The following is a 25484-nucleotide window of genomic DNA, read 5'->3' on the forward strand; positions in this document are numbered from 1 at the left end:
TGTGCCGCACAACAGGCCGCCATGCACATGCTAATTGCCCGGACAATTAGTGTTGTTTCAGTTTATCTTTATGTTTGGTCAACTGGCGTGCCAGCTTATCAATTAAGCCATCAATGGCAGCGTACATGTCCTGACCTTCCGCGCTGGCATGAATTTCACCACCGTTTACATGCAGTGTTGCATCTGAGGTGTGGGTGACTTTCTCCACTTTCAGAACAACATAGACCTGGTTGATTCGGTCAAAATATTGCTCAAGTTTGGCAAATTTGGCTCTAACAAATTCGCGCAGTGCCTCGGTGATCTCGACGTGATTTCCGGTAATGTTGAGCTGCATAGTGTCTTCCTTATCGGTTGGGTCAAACGAGCTGTTTACGCTGGTTTGACGGCGGAATGGATAAAGACTCTCGGTACTTCGCAACAGTGCGGCGTGCCACCATGATACCTTGTTCCGACAGCAAAGAGGTTAACTTGCTGTCGCTCAACGGTTTCGCTGGGTTTTCCGCCGCGATTAATTTCTTCACCAGCGCACGAATCGCCGTGGAGGAAGCTTCGCCGCCGCCCTCGGTATTGACGTGACTGGAAAAGAAATACTTCAGTTCAAAAATGCCTCGTGGACTATGCAGGTATTTTTGCGTGGTCACGCGAGATATCGTCGATTCATGCATTTCGACAGCCTGGGCGATATCGGCCAGTACCATCGGTTTCATATATTCTTCACCTTGCTCAAAGAAGGCTTGCTGCTGTTCAACGATACAGCGACTCACGCGCAGTAGCGTATCGTTACGGCTTTCCAGACTCTTGATCAACCATTTGGCATCCTGCAGATTGCTGCGGATAAACTGGCTGTCACCATCGTTGCGCGCGTTATTGCACATCGAGGCGTAGTGCTGGTTGATTTGCAGACGCGGAATGCTGTCACTGTTGAGTTCTACCGTCCAGTGACCGTTATGCTTACGCACCAGCACATCTGGAATGACATACTCAGGTTCGCCAGTCTGGATCGACTGCCCGGGGCGCGGATCGAGCGACTGGATCAGATTGACGGCTTCTTTCAGCACATCTTCTTTCAGACGCGTGACGCGCATTAAAGTGCGGAAGTCGTGATTGGCTAACAGATCGAGATGATCGCTAATGATCAGTCTGGCCTCTTCCAGCCACGGCGTGGTTTTATCGAATTGGGAGAGTTGGATTAGCAGGCAGTCACGCAGATCTTTTGCCGCTACACCGACCGGATCAAACCGTTGGATCCGCTTAAGGACGGCTTCAACCTCGTCGATGTCGATCTCTTCATCGCCCATACTTTCGAGAATATCTTCCAGCGGGACAGTCAGATAACCGGTGTCATCAACGGCATCGACGATAGAGGTAGCAATAGCGCGGTCAGTGTCGGAAAACGGTGTCAGCTCGACCTGCCACATCAGGTAATCCTGCAAGGTCTGCGTCGTTTCGCCCTGATAGACCGGCAGCTCATCGTCAATGTAGTCACCGCTGGTGCCGGATGGTGTACCAGCGGTGTAAATGGTGTCCCAACTGGCATCGAGCGGCAGCTCTTCCGGCATCTCTTTTTGTTCGAGCGCGTCGGCGGTGTCCAGCGTTTCACTGTCTTGCGTTTCGCGGGTGTCGATTTCTTCATGAGTGTCGATTTGCTCAAGCAGCGGATTACTCTCCAGCGCCTGCTGTAGCTCCTGCTGAAGTTCCAGCGTCGACAACTGCAACAGACGAATCGCCTGTTGAAGCTGTGGCGTCATCGCCAGTTGTTGGCTAAGCCTGAGTTGCAAACCTTGCTTCATGTTCAGAATCGTACTCTCCTGCTAAAACGTCGCAAACTTCTACCCTATCAGAGTCTGAAGTCTTCCCCAAGGTATACACGCTTAACGTGTTCGTCTTGTAAGATTTCTGTAGGCGTGCCGTGGGCAATCAAATGCCCCTGACTGACGATATAAGCGCGTTCACAAACCGCCAGTGTTTCACGCACGTTGTGGTCAGTGATCAGTACGCCCAGGCCGCTGTCGCGCAGGTGTTCAATGATGCGTTTAATGTCGATAACCGAGATCGGGTCAACCCCGGCAAACGGTTCGTCGAGTAGAATAAATTTCGGATTCGCAGCCAGTGCGCGGGCAATTTCTACACGGCGACGTTCACCCCCGGAGAGTGACTGCCCCATGCTGTCACGCAGGTGCTCAATGTGAAACTCTTCCATCAGCTCGTTCGCGCGGTCTTCACGTTGTTCAGCAGACAAGTCGTCACGAATTTGCAGTACCGCCATCAGGTTATCGTAAACGCTGAGGCGACGGAAAATGGAGGCTTCCTGTGGCAGATAGCCGATACCGCGGCGCGCGCGTGCATGCAGAGGCAGCAGACTGATATCGTCATCATCAATAATGATGTTGCCCGCATCGCGCGGCACAATGCCAACAACCATATAGAAAGTGGTGGTCTTACCGGCACCGTTTGGCCCCAGCAGACCGACAATTTCCCCGGAGTTGACGGTCAGGCTGACGTCTTCTACCACGCGACGGCCTTTATAGGCTTTTGCAAGGTTCTTTGCAGTTAATGTTGCCATAACGAATTAATTACCCTTCTTCTGTGCCGGGGTCTGGCCTTTGTTGTTTTTGTCCTGCAGCTGCGACGGCACCAGAACGGTTGTTACGCGCTTGCCTTTGTCGCTGAAAGCCTGCATTTTCTGCTCTTTCACCAGGTAAGTGATCTTATCGCCCTTAATGTTGCTATCGACCTGCTGCAGATAAGCATTACCCGTCAGAACGACAAAATCTTTTGCCAGTTCGTAGTGCATCTGGGAAGCATGACCTTCAACGGGTTTACCGTTGTCCTGCATCTGGTAGAACGTTGCCGGTTTACCGTAGCCGTCAATCACTTCTTTACCTTGTTCGCCGCCCGGACGGGTAACGACCACTTTGTCGGCATTAATTTTGATGGTGCCCTGGGTGACGATGACATTACCGGTAAAGGTAACCACGTTGCCTTGCATATCAAGAGATTGCTGGTCCGATTCAATGTGGATCGGCTGATCAGTGTCTCCGGTTACGGCAAATGCCGGAATGCTGGCGGCCAGAAGTGAGCTGGCAAGCACAAGATTAAGGCTGAGTTTGTTTGTTTTGAATTTCATAGGATGTTCTAACCTTTTCAATCAGCTCGGCGTTCTTGCTGCGTAAGTTGCCGCGAATTTTCAGACCGCTGGAGTTAAATGTTGTTCCGTATAACGTGACGAGGTCTTCAGAGGTAACATCCTGCGTCACCAGATTGATCTGCGCGTTATCCGTCGTGATTCTGCGAAGTTGAGAGTCCGGCACAAGTGCGTTGACTTCAACGTGTCCATATAAATAGAGCATCCGGTCATTGGTCAGCTTGGCTTTATCTGCTTTTACGGACCATGTCGGGATTTTATCCTTATCAAACGTGGTAAGTACCGGCTGCGTAAACCACGAAACGGCCTGATCGGAATAATATTCAACGTGTTGAGCAATCAATCGATAGCTTAGTGCCCCTTCTGGGTTATAGACGAGCGTGTCCGTATGCTCGCTTTTATAGGTGGGATCATTGTTGTTGACGACCACCTGGGCGGTATCGTCTTTTTCGGCCATATTAATGCCGATCATCACCAGAACCGCCAGTGATAGCACAATGATAACCCAACGTCTGGCTTTACTCATATCGATTGCCCTTTGGCTTCATCCAGTTTGCCCTGCGCCAGGAGTAATAAGTCGCAAACTTCTCGCACTGCGCCACAACCGCCAGCAATGCGCGTCACATAATCGGCGCGCGGGATCAACAGTGGATGAGCATCGGCCACGGCGACGCTTAAACCCACTTTTTCCATTACCGGCCAGTCGATGAGATCATCGCCGACATAAGCCACATTTTCCGGGGCAATCGCCAGTTTTTCCAGCAGATCGCTAAAGGCGATCAGTTTGTTTGACTGCCCTGATACAAGTGAGTGATCCCCAATGTGGCACAACGATCTTCTACCAGTTTAGCCTTTCGCCCGGTAATGATAGCGACTTCAATATCAGAGGTGAGCGCACAACGAATGCCATAACCGTCACGAACATTGAACGCTTTCAGCTCTTCGCCGTTATTGCCCATATAAATCAGGCCATCTGACAGTACGCCATCAACGTCGAGGATCAGCAGACGAATGTTCTCTGCTTTTGCTATAACGTCGGCGCTGACAGGGCCGTAACAGGTCGCAAGCGACGCACCTGCTTTGCTCATTGTTGTTTATCCTTGAATCTTTACACTACGCCTGCACGCAGTAAATCATGCATATGTAACACACCGAGTAAATGGTCGCCATCGGCAACCATCACGGAGGTGATATGGCGGGACTGCATTAAGTTCAGTGCCTCAACGGCCAGAATGCCAGGGCGCACGCGTATTCCCCCCGGCGTCATCACATCGGCAATACTTAACTGACGAACATCCACGCCCATATCGAAGACACGGCGTAAATCACCGTCGGTAAAGATGCCTTCAATCATCATATTGTCATCGCAAATGACAGTCATACCAAGATTTTTGCGGGTAACTTCCAGCAATGCGTCACGCAGACTGGCCGTTTTCTTAACATGCGGGATCTCATCGCCCGTATGCATAATATCGTTTACGCGCAGCAGAAGTTTACGACCCAGTGCGCCGCCTGGGTGTGAGAGCGCAAAATCTTCAGCAGTAAAGCCGCGTGCTTTTAACAGCGCGACAGCGAGGGCATCGCCCATAACCAGCGTGGCGGTGGTGCTGCTGGTCGGTGCCAGCCCTAACGGACAGGCTTCTTTCGCTACTTTAACACACAGATGCACATCTGCGGCGCGCGCCATGCTGCTCTCCGGGCGACCGGTGATGCAGATTAACGGTACGTGAAGACGCTTAAGCACTGGAATTAAGGCCGTGATTTCGCTGGATTCACCTGAGTTAGAGATAGCAATCACCACATCCTGTGGGGTGACCATGCCTAAATCACCATGCGCGGCTTCACCAGGATGGACGAAAAATGAAGGTGTACCGGTGCTGGCAAACGTTGCGGCCATTTTGCGCCCGATGTGCCCCGATTTCCCCATCCCCATGACGACAACTTTCCCTTTACACCAGAACATCTTTTCACAGGCAAGCGTGAAATTCTGATTGATGTATTGATCAAGCTCCGCCAGGCATTCACGTTCAATCGCCAGGACTTCTTTACCTGCTTGCTGAAAGTCAAAACCCGGTTGTAACTCTACGTGCGACATAATGCGTTTCCAGTTATTCAACGAGTATTGGCGATAACCAGTACAACATCGCCAGCCATACGATAAATCCGCCAGTTAATAATACCCCTACACCACGGCCCCGTTGCGGGGAGCGCCGCCAGCACAGCAACGCAAAAATAATGCTCACCAGCAACATCACGCTGTAGTCACGACTGTACGCCAATGGATCAATCTCTCCTGGCGTTATCAGCGCGGGTAAACCCAACACGATGACAATATTAAAAATGTTTGCGCCAATGATATTTCCGACAGCAATGTCGTTTTCACCTTTGCGACCCCCCGCTATTGCGGTTGCCAGTTCCGGCAGGCTGGTTCCGATAGCAATTGCCGTCAGACCCATCGTCAACTCGCTGATGGCAAAGTAATTCGCCAGCACCGTGGCGTTATCAACCACCATCCGCGTGGCCACTGGCATGATGATAAGCGCAATGCCGAGCCATAAAAACGCGACGGGCAATCCGCCGTCACGCGGCAGCTCTGCAAGCTGCTCTCTGGTCAGGCTGTCAGTCCCCTGACGTTCAGCCTGACGTGCAAGTTTAACAATGAACAGCAGCCATAGCACAGCCAGAAAGAGGAGAAAGATACCATCGCTGCGACTAAGTTGTCCGTCATAGAGTACGGAACCGGCCACTACGCTGACCAACAACATTAAGGGTAATTCACGACGCAGAACATCGGAATGGACGGTAAAAGGACGAACCAGCGCAGCCAGACCGAGGATCAGCAAAATATTGATAATGTTTGAGCCGAGGGCTGTACCAACGGCTAAATCGCGTTGTTCGTGCAGAGACGCGGCAAGCGAGACGATGATTTCTGGTAACGATGTACCAATACTGACCACCGTCATGCCGATGATCAGCGGCGGGATGCCAAAGGTTCGGCAAAGAATAGACGCGGCAAAAACCAGGCGGTCGGCACTGTAAACGACCAAAAGTAAACCAACAATTAACAGTGCCGTAGCTAAAAGCATCTAACGTCCTTTCTTCAGGTATACTCGCCGGTCCGCTGAAGATTTTCAGAAAGCCGTAACGGATTCTTAATTTTGACTTTATGCGGCTAAAAAGTAAAACAAATGCCAGCTTTCGCTAACCACGGCGGGTAATATTCTGTAAATATGTTGGGTTCAAGGTTAAATTGAGCGCCATGCTTAGAAAATCAACGCAAGACGAAGGGTGAATTATGGAGCAGTCTGTGGCGAATTTAGTCGATATGCGCGATGTCAGTTTTACGCGTGGCAATCGCTGCATCTTCGATAATATTTCCCTGACCGTGCCGCGAGGGAAGATCACGGCGATCATGGGGCCATCGGGCATCGGTAAAACGACGCTACTCCGTCTGATTGGCGGGCAAATCGCACCAGATCATGGTGAGATCCTTTTCGATGGTGAGAATATTCCGGCGATGTCTCGTTCGCGCCTGTATACAGTGCGCAAACGGATGAGCATGTTATTTCAGTCCGGGGCGTTGTTCACTGATATGAACGTATTTGACAACGTCGCCTATCCACTGCGCGAACATACCCAACTTCCCGCGCCATTGTTGCATAGTACGGTGATGATGAAGCTGGAGGCCGTGGGGCTGCGTGGAGCGGCTAAACTAATGCCTTCTGAACTTTCCGGTGGGATGGCGCGGCGTGCAGCGCTGGCGCGTGCGATTGCGCTGGAGCCGGATCTCATCATGTTTGATGAACCTTTTGTTGGGCAAGATCCCATCACCATGGGCGTACTGGTGAAGCTGATTTCTGAGCTGAACAGCGCGCTGGGCGTGACTTGTGTGGTGGTTTCTCACGATGTGCCGGAAGTGTTAAGTATTGCGGATCACGCCTGGATCCTGGCGGACAAAAAAATTGTCGCTCATGGCAGTGCCCAGGCGTTGCAGGCGAATCCTGATCCGCGCGTACGTCAGTTTCTGGACGGGATAGCTGACGGGCCTGTTCCGTTCCGCTATCCTGCCGGCGATTATCACGCTGATCTTTTACCAGGGAGTTAAGCCACTCATGCTGTTAAATGCGCTGGCGTCGCTCGGACATAAAGGGATTAAAACCCTGAGAACGTTCGGGCGGGCCGGGTTAATGTTATTCAATGCGCTGGTCGGCAAACCGGAATTTCGCAAACATGCGCCGCTGCTGGTGCGCCAGCTCTATAATGTCGGCGTCCTGTCGATGCTGATTATTGTGGTTTCTGGCGTGTTCATCGGAATGGTGTTGGGGCTGCAAGGTTATCTGGTTCTGACCACTTATAGTGCGGAAACCAGTCTGGGTATGCTGGTGGCGTTATCGCTACTGCGTGAACTGGGGCCGGTGGTTGCCGCGTTGTTGTTTGCCGGGCGTGCTGGTTCGGCGCTAACCGCAGAAATCGGCCTGATGCGCGCTACAGAGCAACTCTCCAGTATGGAGATGATGGCGGTGGATCCGCTGCGTCGGGTTATTTCTCCCCGTTTCTGGGCTGGGGTTATTTCATTACCACTGTTGACGGTTATTTTCGTCGCCGTGGGGATCTGGGGCGGATCTCTGGTCGGCGTCAGTTGGAAAGGCATTGATAGCGGGTTCTTCTGGTCGGCAATGCAAAATGCCGTCGACTGGCGTATGGATCTGGTCAACTGTCTGATTAAGAGCGTGGTGTTCGCCATCACGGTGACGTGGATTTCGTTGTTTAACGGCTACGACGCCATCCCGACGTCTGCCGGGATTAGCCGGGCAACCACTCGCACCGTTGTCCACTCGTCTCTGGCTGTTCTGGGGCTGGATTTTGTGCTGACCGCATTGATGTTTGGGAATTGAGTTCATGCAAACGAAAAAAAATGAAATTTGGGTGGGTATCTTTTTATTAGCAGCACTGCTGGCGGCTCTGTTTGTTTGCCTGAAGGCGGCGAACGTGACGTCCATACGTACTGAACCGACCTACACGCTTTATGCGACGTTCGATAACATTGGCGGCCTGAAAGCGCGCTCTCCGGTCAGTATTGGTGGCGTTGTTGTGGGCCGGGTGGCGGATATTACGCTGGACCCGAAAACCTATCTGCCACGCGTAACGCTGGAAATTGAACAACGTTATAACCACATTCCAGATACCAGTTCGCTGAGCATTCGTACTTCCGGCCTGCTGGGGGAACAATATCTGGCATTAAACGTCGGTTTTGAAGACCCGGAACTGGGGACTGCTATCCTGAAGGATGGCGATACAATTCAGGACACTAAGTCTGCGATGGTGCTGGAAGATCTCATTGGTCAGTTCCTTTACGGTAGTAAAGGCGATGACAATAAGAATAGTGGCGATGCGCCAGCTGCTGCGCCAGGTAATAATGAAACCACTGAACCTGTGGGTACAACGAAATAATTTCAGGAGAACCGACGCATGTTTAAACGTTTAATGATGGTCGCTTTGCTGGTGATTGCACCGCTGAGTGCGGCAACCGCGGCAGACCAGACCAATCCTTATAAGCTGATGGACGAGGCGGCGCAGAAAACGTTCGATCGCCTGAAGAATGAGCAACCGCAAATTCGGGCCAACCCGGATTATCTGCGTACCATTGTTGATCAGGAACTGCTGCCATACGTACAGGTGAAATACGCCGGTGCGCTGGTGCTGGGCCAGTATTACAAGAGTGCGACCCCTGCTCAACGTGAAGCCTACTTTGCCGCTTTCCGTGAGTACCTGAAGCAGGCTTACGGTCAGGCGCTGGCGATGTATCACGGTCAAACCTATCAGATTGCGCCAGAACAGCCGCTGGGCGATAAAACCATTGTGCCGATTCGCGTTACCATTATTGATCCGAATGGCCGCCCGCCGGTGCGTCTGGACTTCCAGTGGCGTAAAAACTCCCAGACGGGCAACTGGCAGGCTTACGACATGATTGCTGAAGGCGTCAGTATGATCACCACCAAACAAAACGAGTGGGGAACGCTGCTGCGTACCAAAGGTATCGACGGCCTGACTGCGCAACTGAAATCGATTTCTCAACAGAAAATCACTCTGGAAGAGAAAAAATAATGAGCGAGTCACTGAGCTGGATGCAGACGGGTGACACGCTGGCGTTATCCGGAGAGCTGGATCAGGACGTTTTGCTACCGCTTTGGGAAATGCGTGAGGAAGCGGTGAAGGGGATTACCTGCATCGATCTTAGCCGTGTGTCCCGCGTGGATACGGGGGGACTGGCACTGCTGCTCCATCTTATCGATCTGGCGAAAAAGCAGGGCAACAATGTGACGCTTCAGGGGGTAAACGACAAAGTGTATACCCTGGCGAAATTGTATAATTTGCCTGCTGATGTTCTGCCTCGTTAAATTTTTTCAGGCCGGATATGGCGTTAACCGCCTGTCCGGCAAACCTGCCTGCAAGTCGAGCCTTGTCTGATTTATCAGCGAGGCTTTTTGCTTATTTATGCCAGCGCAACTTTGCTCTAAGATGTTTCGCTGGTTTATTAACTGATGATTGAAGATCCCATGGAAAATAATGAAATTCAGAGCGTGTTGATGAACGCTCTCTCCCTCCAGGAAGTCCACGTTTCCGGCGATGGCAGCCACTTTCAGGTTATTGCCGTGGGTGAGTTGTTTGACGGCATGAGTCGGGTTAAAAAACAGCAGACGGTCTATGGCCCGCTGATGGAATATATTGCGGATAACCGCATTCATGCTGTGTCGATCAAAGCGTATACCCCTGCGGAGTGGGCGCGCGATCGCAAACTGAACGGCTTTTGAGCTATGGGCGATTCGCCGGTAGCGGATATGAATTGTTAACTGAGAACAAACTAAATGGATAAATTTCGTGTTCAGGGGCCAACGAAGCTCCAGGGCGAAGTCACAATTTCCGGCGCTAAAAATGCTGCTCTGCCTATCCTTTTTGCCGCTCTACTGGCGGAAGAACCGGTAGAGATCCAGAACGTCCCGAAACTGAAAGACGTCGATACATCAATGAAGCTGCTAAGTCAGCTGGGTGCGAAAGTAGAACGTAATGGTTCTGTGCATATTGATGCCCGCGACGTTAATGTATTCTGCGCACCTTACGATCTGGTTAAAACCATGCGTGCTTCTATCTGGGCACTGGGGCCGCTGGTAGCGCGCTTTGGTCAGGGGCAAGTTTCACTGCCTGGCGGTTGTACGATCGGTGCGCGTCCGGTTGATCTACACATTTCTGGCCTCGAACAATTAGGCGCGACCATCAAACTGGAAGAAGGTTACGTTAAAGCTTCCGTCGATGGTCGTCTGAAAGGCGCACATATCGTGATGGATAAAGTCAGCGTTGGCGCAACGGTGACCATCATGTGTGCTGCAACCCTGGCGGAAGGTACCACGATTATTGAAAACGCAGCGCGTGAACCGGAAATCGTCGATACCGCGAACTTCCTGATTACGCTGGGTGCGAAAATTAGCGGTCAGGGCACCGATCGTATCGTCATCGAAGGTGTGGAACGTTTAGGCGGCGGTGTCTATCGCGTGCTACCGGATCGTATCGAAACCGGTACTTTCCTGGTGGCGGCGGCGATTTCTCGCGGCAAAATTATCTGCCGTAACGCGCAGCCAGATACTCTCGACGCCGTGCTGGCGAAACTGCGTGACGCTGGAGCGGACATCGAAGTCGGCGAAGACTGGATTAGCCTGGATATGCATGGCAAACGTCCGAAGACTGTTAACGTACGTACCGCGCCGCATCCGGCATTCCCGACCGATATGCAGGCCCAGTTCACGCTGTTGAACCTGGTGGCAGAAGGGACCGGATTCATCACCGAAACGGTCTTTGAAAACCGCTTTATGCATGTGCCGGAGCTTAGCCGTATGGGCGCGCATGCCGAAATCGAAAGCAATACCGTTATTTGTCATGGTGTTGAAAAACTTTCTGGTGCACAGGTTATGGCAACCGATCTGCGTGCATCAGCAAGCCTGGTGCTGGCTGGCTGTATTGCGGAAGGGACGACGGTGGTTGATCGTATTTATCACATCGATCGTGGCTACGAACGCATTGAAGACAAACTGCGCGCTTTAGGTGCAAATATTAAGCGTGTGAAAGGCGAGTAATCGTCTGAGAGCTGGCAGCCCCGTTCGCGGGGCTACCGCCAGACCACTCATTTTTTCGGTTTAGTGTAGCTACGCATCAACTGCGTTCTGTCGATAAACTCATGGGTCTGCGGATCATGGTAGCGTGATGGCCAGATAACCCAGGGGTCAGTTCCCAGGGCTTTCGCAATAATCATCTCTCCTTTCGGCCATGGGCGCGATAATGCGTTTGCCAGCGTTGAGGAACTCAAACCATTTCTGCGAGATTCCGCCGCCATTGACGTTCCTTTCTTGCGCAAACCTGCAATGATGTCAGGGGGATGCCAGTCAATGAAATTACTTTCCATCTTTCCTCACTCCTTAAGTTAGTCGCTTTCATTCAGAACACTTCTTCTGTCGGGCATCACTATACTCCTGATGGCCTATTGCTCTAAAAAGTTCCTGTAAAGAGTGTGAATATTCAGAATATATAAAGATTCATCGCCCTTTTTTTTCAGGTGTTATAGCGCTGAATTAGTGTTTTTATGGAATTTACTGGAATCATCCCGCGCACTGCGCGGGATGAAGGGAGGGGATTAATGATCGCGTTGAACAGCGATGTGCGCGAGGCCGATGAGTGCTTCTCGCCAAGGGGTGTCCGGGAGCACCTGTAACGCTGCGATGGCTTTGTCTGCTTCTTCCTCGGCGCGCTGACGCGTCCATTCAAGAGATCCACAAGCGTTCATTGCTTCCAGAACCGGTTCCAGAAGATGGCGACCGTTACCCTGTTCGATGGCGGTACGGATCATCTGTGCCTGTTCTGGTGTGCCATGATGCATCGCATGCAGCAGCGGCAGCGTCGGTTTACCTTCGTTCAGATCGTCGCCGACGTTTTTACCTAACTGTTCGCCATCGGCATTGTAATCGAGTAAATCGTCGATCAACTGGAAAGCAGTGCCGAGATAGCGCCCATAATCCTGCAGGCCTTTCTCCTCCTCCGGCGTACAGCCAGCCAGAATCCCGGAACACTGCGCGGCAGCCTCAAACAGACGCGCGGTTTTACTATAGATAACGCGCATGTAGTTTTCTTCAGTGATGTCCGGATCGTTAACGTTCATCAGTTGCAGAACTTCACCTTCTGCGATGACGTTTACAGCTTCTGACATGACTTCCAGCACTTTGAGTGAACCGAGGCTGGTCATCATCTGGAACGCGCGGGTATAAATAAAATCGCCTACCAGCACGCTGGCGGCATTGCCAAATGCAGCGTTGGCGGTAGCTTTACCCCTGCGCATATCTGATTCATCCACAACGTCGTCGTGTAGCAGAGTCGCCGTGTGGATAAACTCGATCAGGGCAGCAATGGTGACATGCGCATTTCCCTCATAGCCAACAGCTCGTGCAGCCAGTACAGCAATCATCGGACGAATACGTTTACCGCCGCCGCTGACGATGTAATAGCCTAACTGATTGATCAGTTGGACGTCGGAATTAAGCTGCTCAAGGATTGCCGCATTAACACCCGCCATATCTTGCGCGGTTAACTCATTGATTTTTTCTAAATTCATCGCAAAAGCCGGGCTTTTCGCCCCGATTACCTTACTGTGAACAAAGGCAACTTAGGGTTTATGGTTAGGAATATAGGGTGATTGTACTGAAAAAATGGCACAGATAAACGTTACCGTACAAGTTGTGTTTTTTTTCTTCGTGTATTGACTGTAGCACTTGTCAAAGGCGTGCGTTTTGCGTAATATTCGCGCCCTATTGTGAATATTTATAGCGCACTCTGAATCATTGAAAAGGTGTGCGCGGAAGCGGAGTTTTATATGTACGCGGTTTTCCAAAGTGGTGGTAAACAACACCGAGTAAGCGAAGGTCAGACCGTTCGCCTGGAAAAGCTGGACATCGCAACTGGCGAAACTGTTGAGTTCGCTGAAGTGCTGATGATCGCAAACGGTGAAGAAGTCAAAATCGGCGTTCCTTTCGTTGATGGCGGCGTAATCAAAGCTGAAGTTGTTGCTCACGGTCGTGGCGAGAAAGTTAAAATCGTTAAGTTTCGTCGTCGTAAACACTATCGTAAGCAGCAGGGCCATCGTCAGTGGTTCACTGATGTGAAAATTACTGGCATCAGCGCCTAAGACCTGAGGAGAGATTTCAAATGGCACATAAAAAGGCTGGCGGCTCCACACGTAACGGTCGCGATTCAGAAGCTAAACGCTTGGGCGTTAAGCGTTTCGGTGGCGAATCCGTTCTGGCGGGTAGCATCATCGTTCGTCAACGTGGTACCAAATTCCACGCTGGCGCTAACGTAGGTTGCGGTCGTGACCACACTCTGTTTGCTAAAGCAGACGGTAAAGTGAAATTCGAAGTTAAAGGCCCGAAAAACCGTAAATTTATCAGCATCGAAGCTGAATAAGTTTTTCGTGTCCCGGTAACGGATGAAAGCCCCGCAACACGTTGCGGGGCTTTTTACATTCGATAACCGGTAAAAATGAGCATGGTGCGACGTTAATCCGCAAATGCGCTTTGCAGGGAATACGGTATGAAGCAGCAGGCAGGCATTGGCATTCTTTTGGCGCTCACCACAGCAATTTGCTGGGGGGCGTTGCCAATCGCAATGAAGCAGGTGCTGGAGGTGATGGAACCTCCGACAATCGTGTTTTACCGTTTCTTGATGGCGAGTATTGGCCTGGGTGCCATTCTTGCGGTGAAGAAGAGGTTGCCGCCATTACGCGTGTTTCGTAAGCTACGCTGGTTGATTTTGTTGGCAGTGGCGACCGCCGGGCTGTTTGGGAACTTCATCCTGTTCAGCTCATCCTTGCAATACCTGAGTCCGACCGCTTCGCAGGTGATTGGGCAACTCTCGCCAGTTGGCATGATGGTTGCCAGCGTATTTATCCTGAAAGAGAAAATGCGCAGCACTCAGGTTGTAGGGGCATTGATGCTCCTGAGCGGCCTGGTGATGTTTTTTAACACCACTCTGGTCGAGATATTTACAAAGCTCACTGATTACACCTGGGGAGTCATCTTTGGGGTCGGTGCGGCGACGGTTTGGGTGAGTTATGGCGTGGCGCAAAAGGTTTTATTGCGTCGGCTGGCCTCACCGCAGATCCTGTTTTTGCTGTACACTTTATGTACAATTGCGCTCTTCCCTCTGGCAAAGCCAGGAGTGATAGCGCAGCTTAGCCACTGGCAGCTCGCATGTTTAATTTTTTGCGGACTGAATACATTGGTAGGATATGGCGCCCTGGCGGAAGCGATGGCTCGCTGGCAGGCAGCGCAGGTGAGCGCGATCATCACGCTCACCCCACTGTTTACGCTGTTTTTTTCAGATCTTTTATCACTGGCCTGGCCCGATTTCTTCGCCAGACCGATGTTAAACCTTTTAGGTTATCTCGGTGCGTTTGTCGTGGTTGCGGGCGCGATGTATTCCACCATTGGTCATCGTATTTGGGGCGGATTACGTAAGCATACAACGGTGGTATCGCAACCCCGCGCAGGCGAATGATTTACGGAGAATAAAATGAAGTTTGTTGATGAAGCATCGATTCTGGTCGTTGCAGGTGATGGCGGTAATGGTTGCGTGAGCTTCCGCCGCGAAAAGTATATTCCGAAAGGCGGCCCGGATGGCGGCGACGGTGGTGATGGTGGTGACGTATGGATGGAAGCCGACGAAAACCTGAACACGCTTATCGATTATCGTTTTGAAAAATCTTTCCGTGCAGAGCGCGGTCAGAACGGCGCAAGCCGCGATTGTACCGGTAAGCGCGGTAAAGACGTGACGATTAAAGTGCCGGTAGGTACGCGTGTAATCGACCAGGGTACTGGTGAAACCATGGGCGATATGACTAAACACGGTCAGCGTCTGCTGGTTGCTAAGGGCGGCTGGCACGGTCTGGGCAATACCCGTTTCAAATCGTCCGTTAACCGTACACCACGGCAGAAAACCAACGGTACGCCGGGTGATAAGCGTGAGCTGCTGCTGGAGCTGATGCTGCTGGCTGACGTCGGTATGTTGGGGATGCCAAACGCGGGTAAATCGACCTTTATTCGCGCGGTATCGGCGGCTAAACCGAAAGTGGCGGATTATCCGTTTACCACTCTGGTGCCAAGTCTGGGTGTGGTACGAATGGACAACGAAAAGAGCTTCGTTGTTGCCGATATTCCAGGACTGATTGAAGGCGCTGCGGAAGGCGCAGGTCTGGGTATCCGCTTCCTGAAGCACCTGGAACGTTGCCGCGTCCTGTTGCACCTCATCGATATCGATCCGATTGACGGCACCGATCCGGTTGAAAACGCGCGTATTATTATCAGCGAGCTGGAAAAATACAGCCAGGATCTGGCGGCGAAACCGCGTTGGTTAGTGTTCAATAAGATCGATCTGCTGGATAAGGCAGAAGCTGAAGAGAAAGCGAAAGCGATTGCTGAAGCGCTGGGCTGGGAAGATAAATATTATCTGATCTCTGCGGCGAGTGGACTGGGCGTGAAAGATCTCTGCTGGGATGTGATGACCTTTATCATTGAAAACCCGGTCGTGCAGGCTGAAGAAGCGAAACAGCCAGAGAAAGTCGAATTCATGTGGGATGATTATCATCGCCAGCAGCTTGAAGAGATTGCTGAAGAGGATGATGAGGACTGGGATGATGACTGGGACGAAGACGACGAAGAAGGCGTTGAGTTCATTTACAAGCGTTAATCAGCAAAACCCCGGCCATGTGCCGGGGTTTCTTTTTGACTAATTGTTCTGATAAATATCTTTATACAAACGGCTTTCAAAACGCACTAACGGAATACGGCGATTACGCTGATCCGCCGGTTCTACTGCATAGCCAGAAAGATATTGTACAAACGCCATTCGTTGCCCGCTCGCTGTGGTAATGAATCCCGCCAGGTTATATACCCCCTGCAACGAACCGGTTTTCGCTGAGACTTTTCCATCCACGCCCGCCTGATGCAGACCTGCACGGTACTGCAAAGAGCCATCATAGCCCGCCAGCGGCAGCATGGAGATAAAGTTAAGTTCATTGTCGTGTTGGGCAATGTATTGCAACACCTGCATCATGGTGGCGGGGGCAATCAGGTTATGCCGCGAAAGCCCTGAACCATCGGCAATAATGGTGTTTCCAATATCGACACCGGCTTGCTGGCGCAGGATCTGACGCACGGCGTCCGACCCGGCCCGCCATGTTCCAGGCACATTGAAGCGCGCATGGCCTATCATGCGGAAAACCGTATCGGCGATCATGTTGTCCGACTTTTTCAGCATAATCTTAAGCAGATCGTGCAACGGGGCCGACTGTTTACTGGCAACTACCGTTCCAGGTTCGTTAACCTGAGTCTGGCGCAGCAGTGTTCCGCTCCAGGTGATACCTGCCTGTTTTAACTCATCTTTCAGAATTGCCCCGGCATAGCTGGCTCCATCCTGCACGGCAAAAGCCAACGGGAGCGGCTCAGAACGTTGTGGCAGGCATCCCGTCAGCGTAAAGCGGTTCAGGTCGCCTGGTACGACATCCAGTTCGCAGTATTGCGCTTCGGCAGAACCTCGGGGGAGGGTGCGTACCTGGCTGAACATCGTAACGGGGTAATAAGATGCCACGCGTATAAAAGCCATATCACCAGGTTTTGGGGCACTGTAGAGCGAGACGGAGAAACAGTTGCGGTCAACTATGGCAGCGGCAGGCGGAGCGCTAAAGCATTGTGTCATGTCATTCCATGGCCAGCCGGGGGCTTTATCGTGGCTGGCGAAAATGGAGGTATCTATCAACACATTGCCATCGATTTGGTTGACGCCAGATTTTTTCAAAGTCGCGACCATATTGCGAATATCCTGACGTTTTAACGTCGGATCGGCACCAAATCGCGCCACTAAGTCACCCTTAAGTACGCCGTTTTCCACATTGCCTTTGGTTTCAAGCGTCGTGGTGAAACGAAAATCGGGGCCGAGTTGAATCAACGCCGCCAGCGCAGTAATCACTTTCTGCGTACTGGCGGGCAGCGCCATCTGCTGACTGTGGTAATCAATAGCGGGGGCCGACGCGCCGACTTTTTGCACCATCAGGGCAAGGTTGGCACCAGCGGGGAGTTGAGTAACGTACTCATCAACATTCGCGGCCTGAACACTGAACGCTATACAGCTGGTCAATCCGATGATAAATCTGGAAAATCGCATAATCTCGCGCTAACAACCTGGAATCGAGCCGTCATACTACGGCGCAACGCCCTATAAAGTAAACGATGACCCTTCGGGAACTTCAGGGTAAAATGACTATCAAAATGTGAATTGTAGCTGACCTGGGACTTGTACCCGGGTCGGTATTTTTTTGCTTCTGGTCCCGGTGAGGAGTTATGCCGGGCAGGCCGAACAGCCGGGGTGGGTGAAGACTTGCCCCATCAGGAATATTCAAGAGGTATAACAAATGCAAGCTATTCCGATGACCTTACGCGGCGCTGAAAAATTACGCGAAGAGCTGGATTTTCTGAAATCTGTGCGCCGTCCTGAAATCATTGCTGCTATCGCGGAAGCGCGTGAGCATGGCGACCTGAAAGAAAACGCCGAATACCACGCAGCTCGTGAACAGCAGGGTTTCTGCGAAGGCCGTATTAAAGACATCGAAGCCAAGCTGTCGAACGCGCAGGTGATTGATGTCACCAAAATGCCCAACAATGGGCGCGTTATTTTTGGTGCTACCGTAACGGTGCTGAATCTGGATTCTGACGAAGAACAGACTTATCGCATCGTTGGCGATGACGAAGCTGACTTTAAACAAAACCTGATTTCTGTAAACTCGCCTATTGCTCGTGGCCTGATCGGCAAAGAAGAAGATGATGTTGTGGTCATCAAAACGCCGGGCGGCGAAGTAGAATTTGAAGTAATTAAGGTGGAATACCTGTAAGAATTACCCAATACATCAAGATGTTGATGTATTGTAAAGAAAGGAAAAAGGCCGCTATGCGGCCTTTTATCAACGAACAGAGCGTGGCATTTTGCTCTCCTGCCTGCGGAAAACCCCTCGTTTTACACAGCAAATGTGTGTAACTTTAGGATAATCTTAGCGTGGCAGCGAGATTTTACGTTCTTTAGTTGGGCGATAAAGCACCAGCGTTTTACCGATGACCTGTACATTACAGGCGCCGGTTTCGCGCACGATAGCTTCCACGATCAAGGTTTTTGTTTCGCGATCTTCGGTGGCGATTTTCACCTTGATGAGTTCATGGTGCTCTAACGCTTGTTCAATCTCGGCCAGCACCCCTTCGGTCAAACCATTACTGCCAAGCAGAACAACTGGCTTGAGCGGATGTGCCAGACCTTTCAGGTGCTGTTTTTGTTTAGTACTCAGATTCATCGTATTTTTTGCTTACGTTGGGATTGAAAACGGGTCATTCTACCGCCATCTCCCATATATCACCAAATAGGCGCGTAAAAATTTACGCAATTGGTTACGATGAGTTATCCCCATGGGAAAGTTAAATGACAGGTAAGAAGCGTTCTGCCAGCTCCAGCCGCTGGCTTCAGGAACACTTTAGCGATAAATATGTTCAACAGGCACAGAAAAAGGGGTTACGTTCCCGTGCCTGGTTTAAACTTGATGAAATACAGCAAAGTGACAAACTCTTTAAACCGGGAATGACGGTTGTCGACCTTGGTGCTGCTCCGGGTGGTTGGTCACAATATGTGGTCACCCAAATTGGCGGCAAAGGCCGCATCATCGCTTGCGATCTTTTACCTATGGATCCTATCGTTGGTGTGGACTTTCTTCAGGGCGATTTTCGTGATGAACTGGTGATGAAAGCACTGCTGGAGCGCGTTGGCGACAGCAAAGTCCAGGTTGTCATGTCCGATATGGCACCAAACATGAGCGGAACACCGGCGGTGGATATCCCCCGTGCCATGTATCTGGTGGAACTGGCGTTAGAAATGTGTCGTGATGTATTAGCGCCAGGTGGCAGTTTTGTAGTGAAGGTGTTCCAGGGCGAAGGTTTCGATGAGTATCTAAGGGAAATTCGCTCCCTGTTTACGAAGGTCAAAGTTCGTAAGCCGGACTCTTCTCGTGCACGTTCGCGGGAAGTGTATATTGTAGCGACCGGGCGTAAACCCTAACCGGGAGATTTCAGACGAAAGTTTGAAAGATGCTGGATATAGAGTATCCTGACGCTGTTTTTAACACAGTTGTAATAAGAGGTTAATCCCTTGAGTGACATGGCGAAAAACCTAATACTCTGGCTGGTCATTGCCGTTGTGCTGATGTCAGTATTCCAGAGCTTTGGGCCCAGCGAGTCTAATGGCCGTAAGGTGGATTACTCTACCTTCCTACAAGAGGTCAATAACGACCAGGTTCGTGAAGCGCGTATCAACGGACGTGAAATCAACGTTACCAAGAAAGATAGTAACCGTTATACCACTTACATTCCGGTTCAGGATCCGAAATTACTGGATAACCTGTTGACCAAGAACGTCAAGGTTGTCGGTGAACCGCCTGAAGAACCAAGCCTGCTGGCTTCTATCTTCATCTCTTGGTTCCCGATGCTGTTGCTGATTGGTGTCTGGATCTTCTTCATGCGTCAAATGCAGGGCGGCGGTGGCAAAGGTGCCATGTCGTTTGGTAAGAGCAAAGCGCGCATGCTGACGGAAGATCAGATCAAAACGACCTTTGCTGACGTTGCGGGCTGCGACGAAGCAAAAGAAGAAGTTGCTGAACTGGTAGAGTATCTGCGCGAGCCGAGCCGCTTCCAGAAACTCGGCGGTAAGATCCCGAAAGGCGTCCTGATGGTCGGTCCTCCGGGTACCGGTAAAACGTTGCTGGCGAAAGCGATTGCAGGCGAAGCGAAAGTTCCGTTCTTTACTATCTCCGGTTCTGACTTCGTAGAAATGTTCGTCGGTGTGGGTGCATCCCGTGTTCGTGACATGTTCGAACAGGCGAAGAAAGCGGCACCGTGCATCATCTTTATCGATGAAATCGACGCCGTAGGCCGCCAGCGTGGCGCTGGTCTGGGCGGTGGTCACGATGAACGTGAACAGACTCTGAACCAGATGCTGGTTGAGATGGATGGCTTCGAAGGTAACGAAGGTATCATCGTTATCGCCGCGACTAACCGTCCGGACGTTCTTGACCCGGCCCTGCTGCGTCCTGGCCGTTTCGACCGTCAGGTTGTGGTTGGCTTGCCAGATGTTCGCGGTCGTGAGCAGATCCTGAAAGTTCACATGCGTCGCGTACCATTGGCACCCGATATCGACGCGGCAATCATTGCCCGTGGTACTCCTAGTTTCTCCGGTGCTGACCTGGCGAACCTGGTAAACGAAGCGGCACTGTTCGCTGCTCGTGGCAACAAACGCGTTGTGTCGATGATTGAGTTCGAAAAAGCGAAAGATAAAATCATGATGGGTGCGGAACGTCGCTCCATGGTGATGACGGAAGCGCAGAAAGAATCGACGGCTTACCACGAAGCGGGTCATGCGATTATCGGTCGCCTGGTGCCGGAACACGATCCGGTGCACAAAGTGACGATTATCCCACGCGGTCGTGCGCTGGGTGTGACTTTCTTCTTGCCTGAGGGCGACGCAATCAGCGCCAGCCGTCAGAAACTGGAAAGCCAGATTTCTACGCTGTACGGTGGTCGTCTGGCAGAAGAGATCATCTACGGGCCGGAACATGTTTCTACCGGTGCGTCCAACGATATTAAAGTTGCGACCAACCTGGCGCGTAACATGGTGACTCAGTGGGGCTTCTCTGAGAAATTGGGTCCACTGCTGTACGCGGAAGAAGAAGGTGAAGTGTTCCTCGGCCGTAGCGTAGCAAAAGCGAAACATATGTCCGATGAAACTGCACGTATCATCGACCAGGAAGTGAAAGCACTGATTGAGCGTAACTATAATCGTGCGCGTCAGCTTCTGACCGACAATATGGATATTCTGCATGCGATGAAAGATGCTCTCATGAAATATGAGACTATCGACGCACCGCAGATTGATGACCTGATGGCACGTCGCGATGTACGTCCGCCAGCGGGCTGGGAAGAACCAGGCGCTTCTAACAATTCTGGCGACAATGGTAGTCCAAAGGCTCCTCGTCCGGTTGATGAACCGCGTACGCCGAACCCGGGTAACACCATGTCAGAGCAGTTAGGCGACAAGTAAGTTCCCGCATCAGATGACTGTATTTGTACCGAAAACCCCGGGGCGTGCTCCGGGGTTTTTTCTTATCAATTCATACCAGGGATAACACCATGAAACTCTTTGCCCAGGGCACTTCACTGGACCTTAGCCATCCTCACGTAATGGGGATCCTCAACGTCACGCCTGATTCCTTTTCGGATGGTGGCACGCATAACTCGCTGATAGATGCGGTGAAACATGCGAATCTGATGATCAACGCTGGCGCGACGATCATTGACGTTGGTGGCGAGTCCACGCGCCCAGGGGCGGCGGAAGTTAGCGTTGAAGAAGAGTTGCAACGTGTTATTCCTGTGGTTGAGGCAATTGCTCAACGCTTCGAAGTCTGGCTCTCGGTAGATACATCCAAACCAGAAGTCATCCGTGAGTCAGCGAAAGTTGGCGCTCACATTATTAACGATATCCGCTCCCTTTCCGAACCTGGCGCTCTGGAGGCGGCGGCAGAAACCGGTTTACCGGTTTGTCTGATGCATATGCAGGGAAATCCAAAAACCATGCAGGAAGCTCCGAAGTATGACGATGTCTTTGCAGAAGTGAATCGCTACTTTATTGAGCAAATAGCACGTTGCGAGCAGGCGGGTATCGCAAAAGAGAAATTGTTGCTCGACCCCGGATTCGGTTTCGGTAAAAATCTCTCCCATAACTATTCATTACTGGCGCGCCTGGCTGAATTTCACCATTTCAACCTGCCGCTGTTGGTAGGTATGTCACGAAAATCGATGATTGGGCAGCTGCTGAACGTGGGGCCGTCCGAGCGCCTGAGCGGTAGTCTGGCCTGTGCGGTCATTGCCGCAATGCAAGGCGCGCACATTATTCGTGTTCATGACGTCAAAGAAACCGTAGAAGCGATGCAGGTGGTGGAAGCCACTCTGTCTGCAAAGGAAAACAAACGCTATGAGTAATCGTAAATATTTCGGTACCGATGGGATTCGTGGTCGTGTAGGGGATGCGCCGATCACACCTGATTTTGTGCTTAAGCTGGGTTGGGCCGCGGGTAAAGTGCTGGCGCGCCACGGCTCCCGTAAGATCATTATTGGTAAAGACACGCGTATTTCTGGCTATATGCTGGAGTCAGCACTGGAAGCGGGTATGGCGGCAGCGGGCCTTTCCGCACTCTTCACTGGCCCGATGCCAACACCGGCCGTGGCTTATCTGACGCGTACCTTCCGCGCAGAGGCCGGAATTGTGATATCTGCATCGCATAACCCGTTCTACGATAATGGCATTAAATTTTTCTCTATCGACGGCACCAAACTACCGGATGCGGTAGAAGAGGCCATCGAAGCGGAAATGGAAAAAGAGATCAGCTGTGTTGATTCGGCAGAACTGGGTAAAGCCAGCCGTATCGTTGATGCTGCGGGTCGCTATATCGAGTTTTGCAAAGCCACGTTCCCGAACGAACTTAGCCTCAGCGAACTGAAGATTGTGGTGGATTGCGCAAACGGTGCGACTTATCACATCGCGCCGAACGTGCTGCGTGAACTGGGGGCGAACGTTATCGCTATCGGTTGTGAGCCGAACGGTGTAAACATCAATGCCGAAGTGGGGGCTACCGACGTTCGCGCGCTCCAGGCTCGTGTGCTGGCTGAAAAAGCGGATCTCGGTATTGCCTTCGACGGCGACGGCGATCGCGTGATTATGGTTGACCATGAAGGCAATAAAGTCGATGGTGATCAGATCATGTATATCATCGCGCGTGAAGGTCTTCGTCAGGGCCAGCTGCGTGGTGGTGCTGTGGGTACATTGATGAGTAACATGGGGCTTGAGCTGGCGCTGAAACAGTTAGGTATTCCATTTGCGCGCGCGAAAGTGGGTGACCGCTACGTACTGGAAAAAATGCAGGAGAAAGGCTGGCGTATCGGTGCAGAGAATTCCGGTCATGTGATCCTGCTGGATAAAACCACTACCGGTGACGGCATCGTTGCTGGCTTGCAGGTGCTGGCGGCGATGGCACGTAACCATATGAGCCTGCACGACCTTTGCAGCGGCATGAAAATGTTCCCGCAGATTCTGGTTAACGTGCGTTACACCGCAGGTAGCGGCGATCCGCTTGAGCATGAGTCAGTTAAAGCCGTGACCGCAGAGGTTGAAGCTGCGCTGGGCAACCGTGGACGCGTGTTGCTGCGTAAATCCGGCACCGAACCGTTAATTCGCGTGATGGTGGAAGGCGAAGACGAAGCGCAGGTGACTGAATTTGCACACCGCATCGCCGATGCAGTAAAAGCCGTTTAAAACGATAAATGACTGGCTAAAAAGGCGGCGATTGTCGCCTTTTTTCTCAGCGAACACATCGGTTTTGCTGTTTTTTTCCGCAGTTGATACAATGCGATAAAATTGCCCTTGCGAAGGTCATTCGCTTTGGTTAGTATTCACACCCGCTTCAGTGGGAAAGATTAAAAACTCCCGCTTTATTGGTTGAAGCATTGGTACGCGGCAACTCCGCAAGGAACAGGTTGATTATGTACGAAGCTCTTTTGGTAGTTTTCCTTATTGTGGCAATTGGCCTTGTTGGTCTGATCATGCTGCAGCAAGGTAAAGGCGCTGATATGGGAGCCTCCTTCGGAGCAGGCGCTTCCGCTACGCTGTTTGGTTCAAGTGGTTCTGGTAACTTCATGACCCGCATGACGGCGCTGCTGGCAACGTTATTCTTCATCATCAGTCTGGTGCTGGGTAACATCAATAGCAACAAAACCAATAAAGGTAGCGAATGGGAAAATCTGAGTGCACCGGCGAAAACCGAACAAACTCAACCAGCTGCTCCGGCTAAGCCGACCAGCGATATCCCGAACTAAAAAGTAGTATCCGTGCCGAGGTGGTGGAATTGGTAGACACGCTACCTTGAGGTGGTAGTGCCCAATAGGGCTTACGGGTTCAAGTCCCGTCCTCGGTACCAAATTCCAGAAAAGGGACGCTGAAAAGCGTCTTTTTTCGTTTTGGTCCTGGTCTGAGGAATGGTTGTCAGGTATCTGTATCTCGTCCAGTTGCTTTACTCGTAGCTGGTACCTTGAAACGATGGTGCCGGTACGCCTTAGTTATAAACTTTTCCCTTCTGCTGACATAATTGGCACTTTATTGTGTCAACTCCAGTTCCGGTACGAATACGGATATGTTTACTTCTCGATAAACCATCCTGCTCCTGTCAGTATAACTACTGATGGCTACGTTCTGCGTAATGTTTAGAGACGCATTGATAATGTTATTTAATTACTGAGAACGCAATGGCCGCATCATTTAAAAAGAAAAAACTAACAGTGTTTCGGTCTGATATGGATCAGAGTTGAAAAACATGTCTGATATAAAATTGAACATTGTTGATAATTGTTTATATTGGTTGTGAACTTGGATTTCTGGATGACAGTATTCAACAAATTTGCTAGAAGTTTTAAATCTCATTGGTTGTTGTATCTTTGTGTTATTGTTTTTGGTATTACGAACTTAGTCGCCTCTTCCGGCGCGCATATGGTTCAGCGATTGCTGTTCTTCGTCCTGACCATCCTGGTTGTAAAACGTATATCATCCCTTCCGCTTCGCCTGCTTGTTGCCGCACCATTTGTGTTACTGACTGCGGCAGACATGAGTATTAGCCTCTATTCATGGTGTACCTTTGGTACAACTTTCAATGATGGATTTGCGATTAGTGTGCTCCAGAGTGATCCGGATGAAGTTGTCAAAATGCTGGGGATGTATATCCCTTATCTATGTGCCTTTGTAGACTGGCCCCCTGAATCTCCAGACAACCAGTATCACTTAAATAAGTGATAGTCTTAATACTAGTTTTTAGACTAGTCATTGGAGTACAGATGATTGATGTCTTAGGGCCGGAGAAACGCAGACGGCGTACCACACAGGAAAAGATCGCAATTGTTCAGCAGAGCTTTGAACCGGGGATGACGGTCTCCCTCGTTGCCCGGCAACATGGTGTAGCAGCCAGCCAGTTATTTCTCTGGCGTAAGCAATACCAGGAAGGAAGTCTTACTGCTGTGGCCGCCGGAGAACAGGTTGTTCCTGCCTCTGAACTTGCTGCCGCCATGAAGCAGATTAAAGAACTCCAGCGCCTGCTCGGCAAGAAAACGATGGAAAATGAACT

Annotated in this window: 29 protein-coding genes, 1 tRNA gene and 2 pseudogenes; 20 read left to right on the forward strand and 12 right to left on the reverse strand. The window is 51.2% G+C overall.

Going from position 1 to position 25484, the window contains the following annotated elements; translation table 11 throughout:
* Positions 1-46 precede the first annotated feature (46 nt).
* The 8 genes and pseudogenes from hpf to BFF42_RS13655 form a co-directional block, all read right to left on the reverse strand.
* Positions 47-334, reverse strand: a complete 288-nt coding sequence (gene hpf / locus BFF42_RS13620; protein WP_001176593.1) for a ribosome hibernation promoting factor — start codon at positions 332-334, stop codon at positions 47-49.
* 22 nt (positions 335-356) lie between these two features.
* Entirely contained in the window at positions 357-1790 is a 1434-nt protein-coding gene (gene rpoN / locus BFF42_RS13625) for an RNA polymerase factor sigma-54 (protein WP_000809051.1), read from the reverse strand.
* 47 nt (positions 1791-1837) lie between these two features.
* Positions 1838-2563 (reverse strand): LPS export ABC transporter ATP-binding protein, encoded by a 726-nt coding sequence (gene lptB, locus BFF42_RS13630; RefSeq protein WP_000224099.1) that lies wholly within the window; start codon positions 2561-2563, stop codon positions 1838-1840.
* Between the two features lie 6 nt (positions 2564-2569).
* Positions 2570-3127, reverse strand: coding sequence for a lipopolysaccharide ABC transporter substrate-binding protein LptA (gene lptA / locus BFF42_RS13635; RefSeq protein WP_000669785.1), 558 nt, complete (start codon positions 3125-3127; stop codon positions 2570-2572).
* Entirely contained in the window at positions 3096-3671 is a 576-nt protein-coding gene (gene lptC / locus BFF42_RS13640; protein WP_039059592.1) for an LPS export ABC transporter periplasmic protein LptC, read from the reverse strand. Before lptC ends, lptA begins: the two co-directional genes overlap by 32 nt.
* Positions 3668-4233, reverse strand: a pseudogene (gene kdsC / locus BFF42_RS13645) (3-deoxy-manno-octulosonate-8-phosphatase KdsC). Before kdsC ends, lptC begins: the two are co-directional and overlap by 4 nt.
* A gap of 20 nt (positions 4234-4253) precedes the next feature.
* Positions 4254-5240, reverse strand: coding sequence for an arabinose-5-phosphate isomerase KdsD (gene kdsD, locus BFF42_RS13650; protein WP_001295557.1), 987 nt, complete (start codon positions 5238-5240; stop codon positions 4254-4256).
* Positions 5241-5253: 13 nt separating this feature from the next.
* Positions 5254-6231 (reverse strand): calcium/sodium antiporter, encoded by a 978-nt coding sequence (locus BFF42_RS13655; protein WP_000922867.1) that lies wholly within the window; start codon positions 6229-6231, stop codon positions 5254-5256.
* A 209-nt stretch (positions 6232-6440) separates the two neighbouring features.
* Between BFF42_RS13655 and mlaF the strand changes: the two genes are divergently transcribed.
* From mlaF to murA, 7 genes are all read left to right on the forward strand, one after another.
* On the forward strand, positions 6441-7250 hold the full coding sequence (mlaF, locus tag BFF42_RS13660) for a phospholipid ABC transporter ATP-binding protein MlaF (RefSeq protein ID WP_000438245.1): 810 nt from the start codon (positions 6441-6443) through the stop codon (positions 7248-7250).
* A gap of 7 nt (positions 7251-7257) precedes the next feature.
* On the forward strand, positions 7258-8040 hold the full coding sequence (gene mlaE, locus BFF42_RS13665) for a lipid asymmetry maintenance ABC transporter permease subunit MlaE (protein WP_000925795.1): 783 nt from the start codon (positions 7258-7260) through the stop codon (positions 8038-8040).
* Between the two features lie 4 nt (positions 8041-8044).
* A complete protein-coding gene (gene mlaD / locus BFF42_RS13670; RefSeq protein ID WP_001296448.1) occupies positions 8045-8596 on the forward strand; it encodes an outer membrane lipid asymmetry maintenance protein MlaD in 552 nt (183 codons plus the stop codon).
* A gap of 18 nt (positions 8597-8614) precedes the next feature.
* Complete coding sequence (gene mlaC / locus BFF42_RS13675) at positions 8615-9250, forward strand: phospholipid-binding protein MlaC (RefSeq protein ID WP_000476487.1); 636 nt, start codon at positions 8615-8617, stop codon at positions 9248-9250.
* Positions 9250-9543: a lipid asymmetry maintenance protein MlaB gene (mlaB, locus tag BFF42_RS13680; protein ID WP_000004488.1), complete on the forward strand. Its 294-nt coding sequence runs from the start codon at positions 9250-9252 to the stop codon at positions 9541-9543. The genes mlaC and mlaB overlap by 1 nt, the downstream gene beginning before the upstream one ends.
* A 159-nt stretch (positions 9544-9702) precedes the next feature.
* Complete coding sequence (gene ibaG / locus BFF42_RS13685) at positions 9703-9957, forward strand: BolA family iron metabolism protein IbaG (protein ID WP_000429656.1); 255 nt, start codon at positions 9703-9705, stop codon at positions 9955-9957.
* Positions 9958-10011: 54 nt separating this feature from the next.
* The gene (gene murA / locus BFF42_RS13690) at positions 10012-11271 is read left to right on the forward strand and encodes a UDP-N-acetylglucosamine 1-carboxyvinyltransferase (protein WP_039060374.1); all 1260 of its coding nucleotides are present in this window, start codon (positions 10012-10014) and stop codon (positions 11269-11271) included.
* Between the two features lie 47 nt (positions 11272-11318).
* Here the strand turns inward: murA and sfsB are convergent, their stop codons facing one another.
* Positions 11319-11597: a DNA-binding transcriptional regulator SfsB gene (gene sfsB, locus BFF42_RS13695; RefSeq protein ID WP_000445420.1), complete on the reverse strand. Its 279-nt coding sequence runs from the start codon at positions 11595-11597 to the stop codon at positions 11319-11321.
* Between the two features lie 228 nt (positions 11598-11825).
* Complete coding sequence (ispB, locus tag BFF42_RS13700; RefSeq protein WP_001047335.1) at positions 11826-12797, reverse strand: octaprenyl diphosphate synthase; 972 nt, start codon at positions 12795-12797, stop codon at positions 11826-11828.
* A 258-nt stretch (positions 12798-13055) separates the two neighbouring features.
* Between ispB and rplU the strand changes: the two genes are divergently transcribed.
* The 4 genes from rplU to cgtA all read left to right on the forward strand — a co-directional run bounded on the left by rplU (position 13056) and on the right by cgtA (position 15925).
* Positions 13056-13367 carry a 50S ribosomal protein L21 gene (gene rplU / locus BFF42_RS13705; RefSeq protein ID WP_000271401.1) on the forward strand — a complete coding sequence of 104 codons (312 nt, stop codon included), beginning with the start codon at positions 13056-13058 and terminating at the stop codon, positions 13365-13367.
* 20 nt (positions 13368-13387) lie between these two features.
* Positions 13388-13645, forward strand: a complete 258-nt coding sequence (gene rpmA / locus BFF42_RS13710) for a 50S ribosomal protein L27 (RefSeq protein ID WP_000940595.1) — start codon at positions 13388-13390, stop codon at positions 13643-13645.
* A gap of 126 nt (positions 13646-13771) precedes the next feature.
* Positions 13772-14737, forward strand: coding sequence for a DMT family transporter (locus BFF42_RS13715; RefSeq protein ID WP_000813016.1), 966 nt, complete (start codon positions 13772-13774; stop codon positions 14735-14737).
* A gap of 15 nt (positions 14738-14752) precedes the next feature.
* On the forward strand, positions 14753-15925 hold the full coding sequence (gene cgtA, locus BFF42_RS13720) for an Obg family GTPase CgtA (RefSeq protein WP_000673561.1): 1173 nt from the start codon (positions 14753-14755) through the stop codon (positions 15923-15925).
* A 39-nt stretch (positions 15926-15964) separates the two neighbouring features.
* On the opposite strand, the gene dacB is transcribed toward cgtA, so the two are convergent.
* Positions 15965-17398, reverse strand: a complete 1434-nt coding sequence (gene dacB, locus BFF42_RS13725; RefSeq protein ID WP_001212655.1) for a serine-type D-Ala-D-Ala carboxypeptidase — start codon at positions 17396-17398, stop codon at positions 15965-15967.
* Between the two features lie 247 nt (positions 17399-17645).
* Between dacB and greA the strand changes: the two genes are divergently transcribed.
* A complete protein-coding gene (gene greA / locus BFF42_RS13730) occupies positions 17646-18122 on the forward strand; it encodes a transcription elongation factor GreA (protein WP_001148001.1) in 477 nt (158 codons plus the stop codon).
* Between the two features lie 156 nt (positions 18123-18278).
* Here the strand turns inward: greA and yhbY are convergent, their stop codons facing one another.
* Positions 18279-18572, reverse strand: a complete 294-nt coding sequence (gene yhbY, locus BFF42_RS13735) for a ribosome assembly RNA-binding protein YhbY (protein ID WP_001054420.1) — start codon at positions 18570-18572, stop codon at positions 18279-18281.
* A 125-nt stretch (positions 18573-18697) separates the two neighbouring features.
* Between yhbY and rlmE the strand changes: the two genes are divergently transcribed.
* The 8 genes and pseudogenes from rlmE to BFF42_RS13775 all read left to right on the forward strand — a co-directional run.
* A complete protein-coding gene (rlmE, locus tag BFF42_RS13740; protein ID WP_000145975.1) occupies positions 18698-19327 on the forward strand; it encodes a 23S rRNA (uridine(2552)-2'-O)-methyltransferase RlmE in 630 nt (209 codons plus the stop codon).
* Positions 19328-19426: 99 nt separating this feature from the next.
* Positions 19427-21361, forward strand: coding sequence for an ATP-dependent zinc metalloprotease FtsH (gene ftsH / locus BFF42_RS13745; protein WP_001107475.1), 1935 nt, complete (start codon positions 19427-19429; stop codon positions 21359-21361).
* Positions 21362-21450: 89 nt separating this feature from the next.
* Complete coding sequence (gene folP, locus BFF42_RS13750) at positions 21451-22299, forward strand: dihydropteroate synthase (RefSeq protein WP_039060376.1); 849 nt, start codon at positions 21451-21453, stop codon at positions 22297-22299.
* The gene (gene glmM, locus BFF42_RS13755; RefSeq protein WP_039060378.1) at positions 22292-23629 is read left to right on the forward strand and encodes a phosphoglucosamine mutase; all 1338 of its coding nucleotides are present in this window, start codon (positions 22292-22294) and stop codon (positions 23627-23629) included. The genes folP and glmM overlap by 8 nt, the downstream gene beginning before the upstream one ends.
* Before the next feature lie 227 nt (positions 23630-23856).
* Positions 23857-24189 carry a preprotein translocase subunit SecG gene (gene secG, locus BFF42_RS13760; RefSeq protein WP_001295556.1) on the forward strand — a complete coding sequence of 111 codons (333 nt, stop codon included), beginning with the start codon at positions 23857-23859 and terminating at the stop codon, positions 24187-24189.
* A gap of 14 nt (positions 24190-24203) precedes the next feature.
* Positions 24204-24290, forward strand: a tRNA-Leu gene (locus tag BFF42_RS13765).
* 458 nt (positions 24291-24748) lie between these two features.
* Positions 24749-25105: pseudogene (locus tag BFF42_RS13770) on the forward strand (phosphoethanolamine transferase); the annotation flags it as partial.
* A gap of 92 nt (positions 25106-25197) precedes the next feature.
* Positions 25198-25484: transposase (locus BFF42_RS13775; protein WP_000567737.1), on the forward strand; the 287-nt coding region annotated here is incomplete at its 3' end.

It is taken from the genome of Shigella sp. FC1661, from assembly GCF_001712525.1.
GTDB lineage: Bacteria > Pseudomonadota > Gammaproteobacteria > Enterobacterales > Enterobacteriaceae > Escherichia > Escherichia coli.

What these genes read in the sequence shown, in the direction of transcription:
- hpf (WP_001176593.1), bottom strand. Translation starts at nt 334, where the DNA reads ATGCAGCTCAACATTACCGGAAATCACGTCGAGATCACCGAGGCACTG.
- rpoN (WP_000809051.1), bottom strand. Translation starts at nt 1,790, where the DNA reads ATGAAGCAAGGTTTGCAACTCAGGCTTAGCCAACAACTGGCGATGACG.
- lptB (WP_000224099.1), bottom strand. Translation starts at nt 2,563, where the DNA reads ATGGCAACATTAACTGCAAAGAACCTTGCAAAAGCCTATAAAGGCCGT.
- lptA (WP_000669785.1), bottom strand. Translation starts at nt 3,127, where the DNA reads ATGAAATTCAAAACAAACAAACTCAGCCTTAATCTTGTGCTTGCCAGC.
- lptC (WP_039059592.1), bottom strand. Translation starts at nt 3,671, where the DNA reads ATGAGTAAAGCCAGACGTTGGGTTATCATTGTGCTATCACTGGCGGTT.
- kdsD (WP_001295557.1), bottom strand. Translation starts at nt 5,240, where the DNA reads ATGTCGCACGTAGAGTTACAACCGGGTTTTGACTTTCAGCAAGCAGGT.
- BFF42_RS13655 (WP_000922867.1), bottom strand. Translation starts at nt 6,231, where the DNA reads ATGCTTTTAGCTACGGCACTGTTAATTGTTGGTTTACTTTTGGTCGTT.
- mlaF (WP_000438245.1), top strand. Translation starts at nt 6,441, where the DNA reads ATGGAGCAGTCTGTGGCGAATTTAGTCGATATGCGCGATGTCAGTTTT.
- mlaE (WP_000925795.1), top strand. Translation starts at nt 7,258, where the DNA reads ATGCTGTTAAATGCGCTGGCGTCGCTCGGACATAAAGGGATTAAAACC.
- mlaD (WP_001296448.1), top strand. Translation starts at nt 8,045, where the DNA reads ATGCAAACGAAAAAAAATGAAATTTGGGTGGGTATCTTTTTATTAGCA.
- mlaC (WP_000476487.1), top strand. Translation starts at nt 8,615, where the DNA reads ATGTTTAAACGTTTAATGATGGTCGCTTTGCTGGTGATTGCACCGCTG.
- mlaB (WP_000004488.1), top strand. Translation starts at nt 9,250, where the DNA reads ATGAGCGAGTCACTGAGCTGGATGCAGACGGGTGACACGCTGGCGTTA.
- ibaG (WP_000429656.1), top strand. Translation starts at nt 9,703, where the DNA reads ATGGAAAATAATGAAATTCAGAGCGTGTTGATGAACGCTCTCTCCCTC.
- murA (WP_039060374.1), top strand. Translation starts at nt 10,012, where the DNA reads ATGGATAAATTTCGTGTTCAGGGGCCAACGAAGCTCCAGGGCGAAGTC.
- sfsB (WP_000445420.1), bottom strand. Translation starts at nt 11,597, where the DNA reads ATGGAAAGTAATTTCATTGACTGGCATCCCCCTGACATCATTGCAGGT.
- ispB (WP_001047335.1), bottom strand. Translation starts at nt 12,797, where the DNA reads ATGAATTTAGAAAAAATCAATGAGTTAACCGCGCAAGATATGGCGGGT.
- rplU (WP_000271401.1), top strand. Translation starts at nt 13,056, where the DNA reads ATGTACGCGGTTTTCCAAAGTGGTGGTAAACAACACCGAGTAAGCGAA.
- rpmA (WP_000940595.1), top strand. Translation starts at nt 13,388, where the DNA reads ATGGCACATAAAAAGGCTGGCGGCTCCACACGTAACGGTCGCGATTCA.
- BFF42_RS13715 (WP_000813016.1), top strand. Translation starts at nt 13,772, where the DNA reads ATGAAGCAGCAGGCAGGCATTGGCATTCTTTTGGCGCTCACCACAGCA.
- cgtA (WP_000673561.1), top strand. Translation starts at nt 14,753, where the DNA reads ATGAAGTTTGTTGATGAAGCATCGATTCTGGTCGTTGCAGGTGATGGC.
- dacB (WP_001212655.1), bottom strand. Translation starts at nt 17,398, where the DNA reads ATGCGATTTTCCAGATTTATCATCGGATTGACCAGCTGTATAGCGTTC.
- greA (WP_001148001.1), top strand. Translation starts at nt 17,646, where the DNA reads ATGCAAGCTATTCCGATGACCTTACGCGGCGCTGAAAAATTACGCGAA.
- yhbY (WP_001054420.1), bottom strand. Translation starts at nt 18,572, where the DNA reads ATGAATCTGAGTACTAAACAAAAACAGCACCTGAAAGGTCTGGCACAT.
- rlmE (WP_000145975.1), top strand. Translation starts at nt 18,698, where the DNA reads ATGACAGGTAAGAAGCGTTCTGCCAGCTCCAGCCGCTGGCTTCAGGAA.
- ftsH (WP_001107475.1), top strand. Translation starts at nt 19,427, where the DNA reads ATGGCGAAAAACCTAATACTCTGGCTGGTCATTGCCGTTGTGCTGATG.
- folP (WP_039060376.1), top strand. Translation starts at nt 21,451, where the DNA reads ATGAAACTCTTTGCCCAGGGCACTTCACTGGACCTTAGCCATCCTCAC.
- glmM (WP_039060378.1), top strand. Translation starts at nt 22,292, where the DNA reads ATGAGTAATCGTAAATATTTCGGTACCGATGGGATTCGTGGTCGTGTA.
- secG (WP_001295556.1), top strand. Translation starts at nt 23,857, where the DNA reads ATGTACGAAGCTCTTTTGGTAGTTTTCCTTATTGTGGCAATTGGCCTT.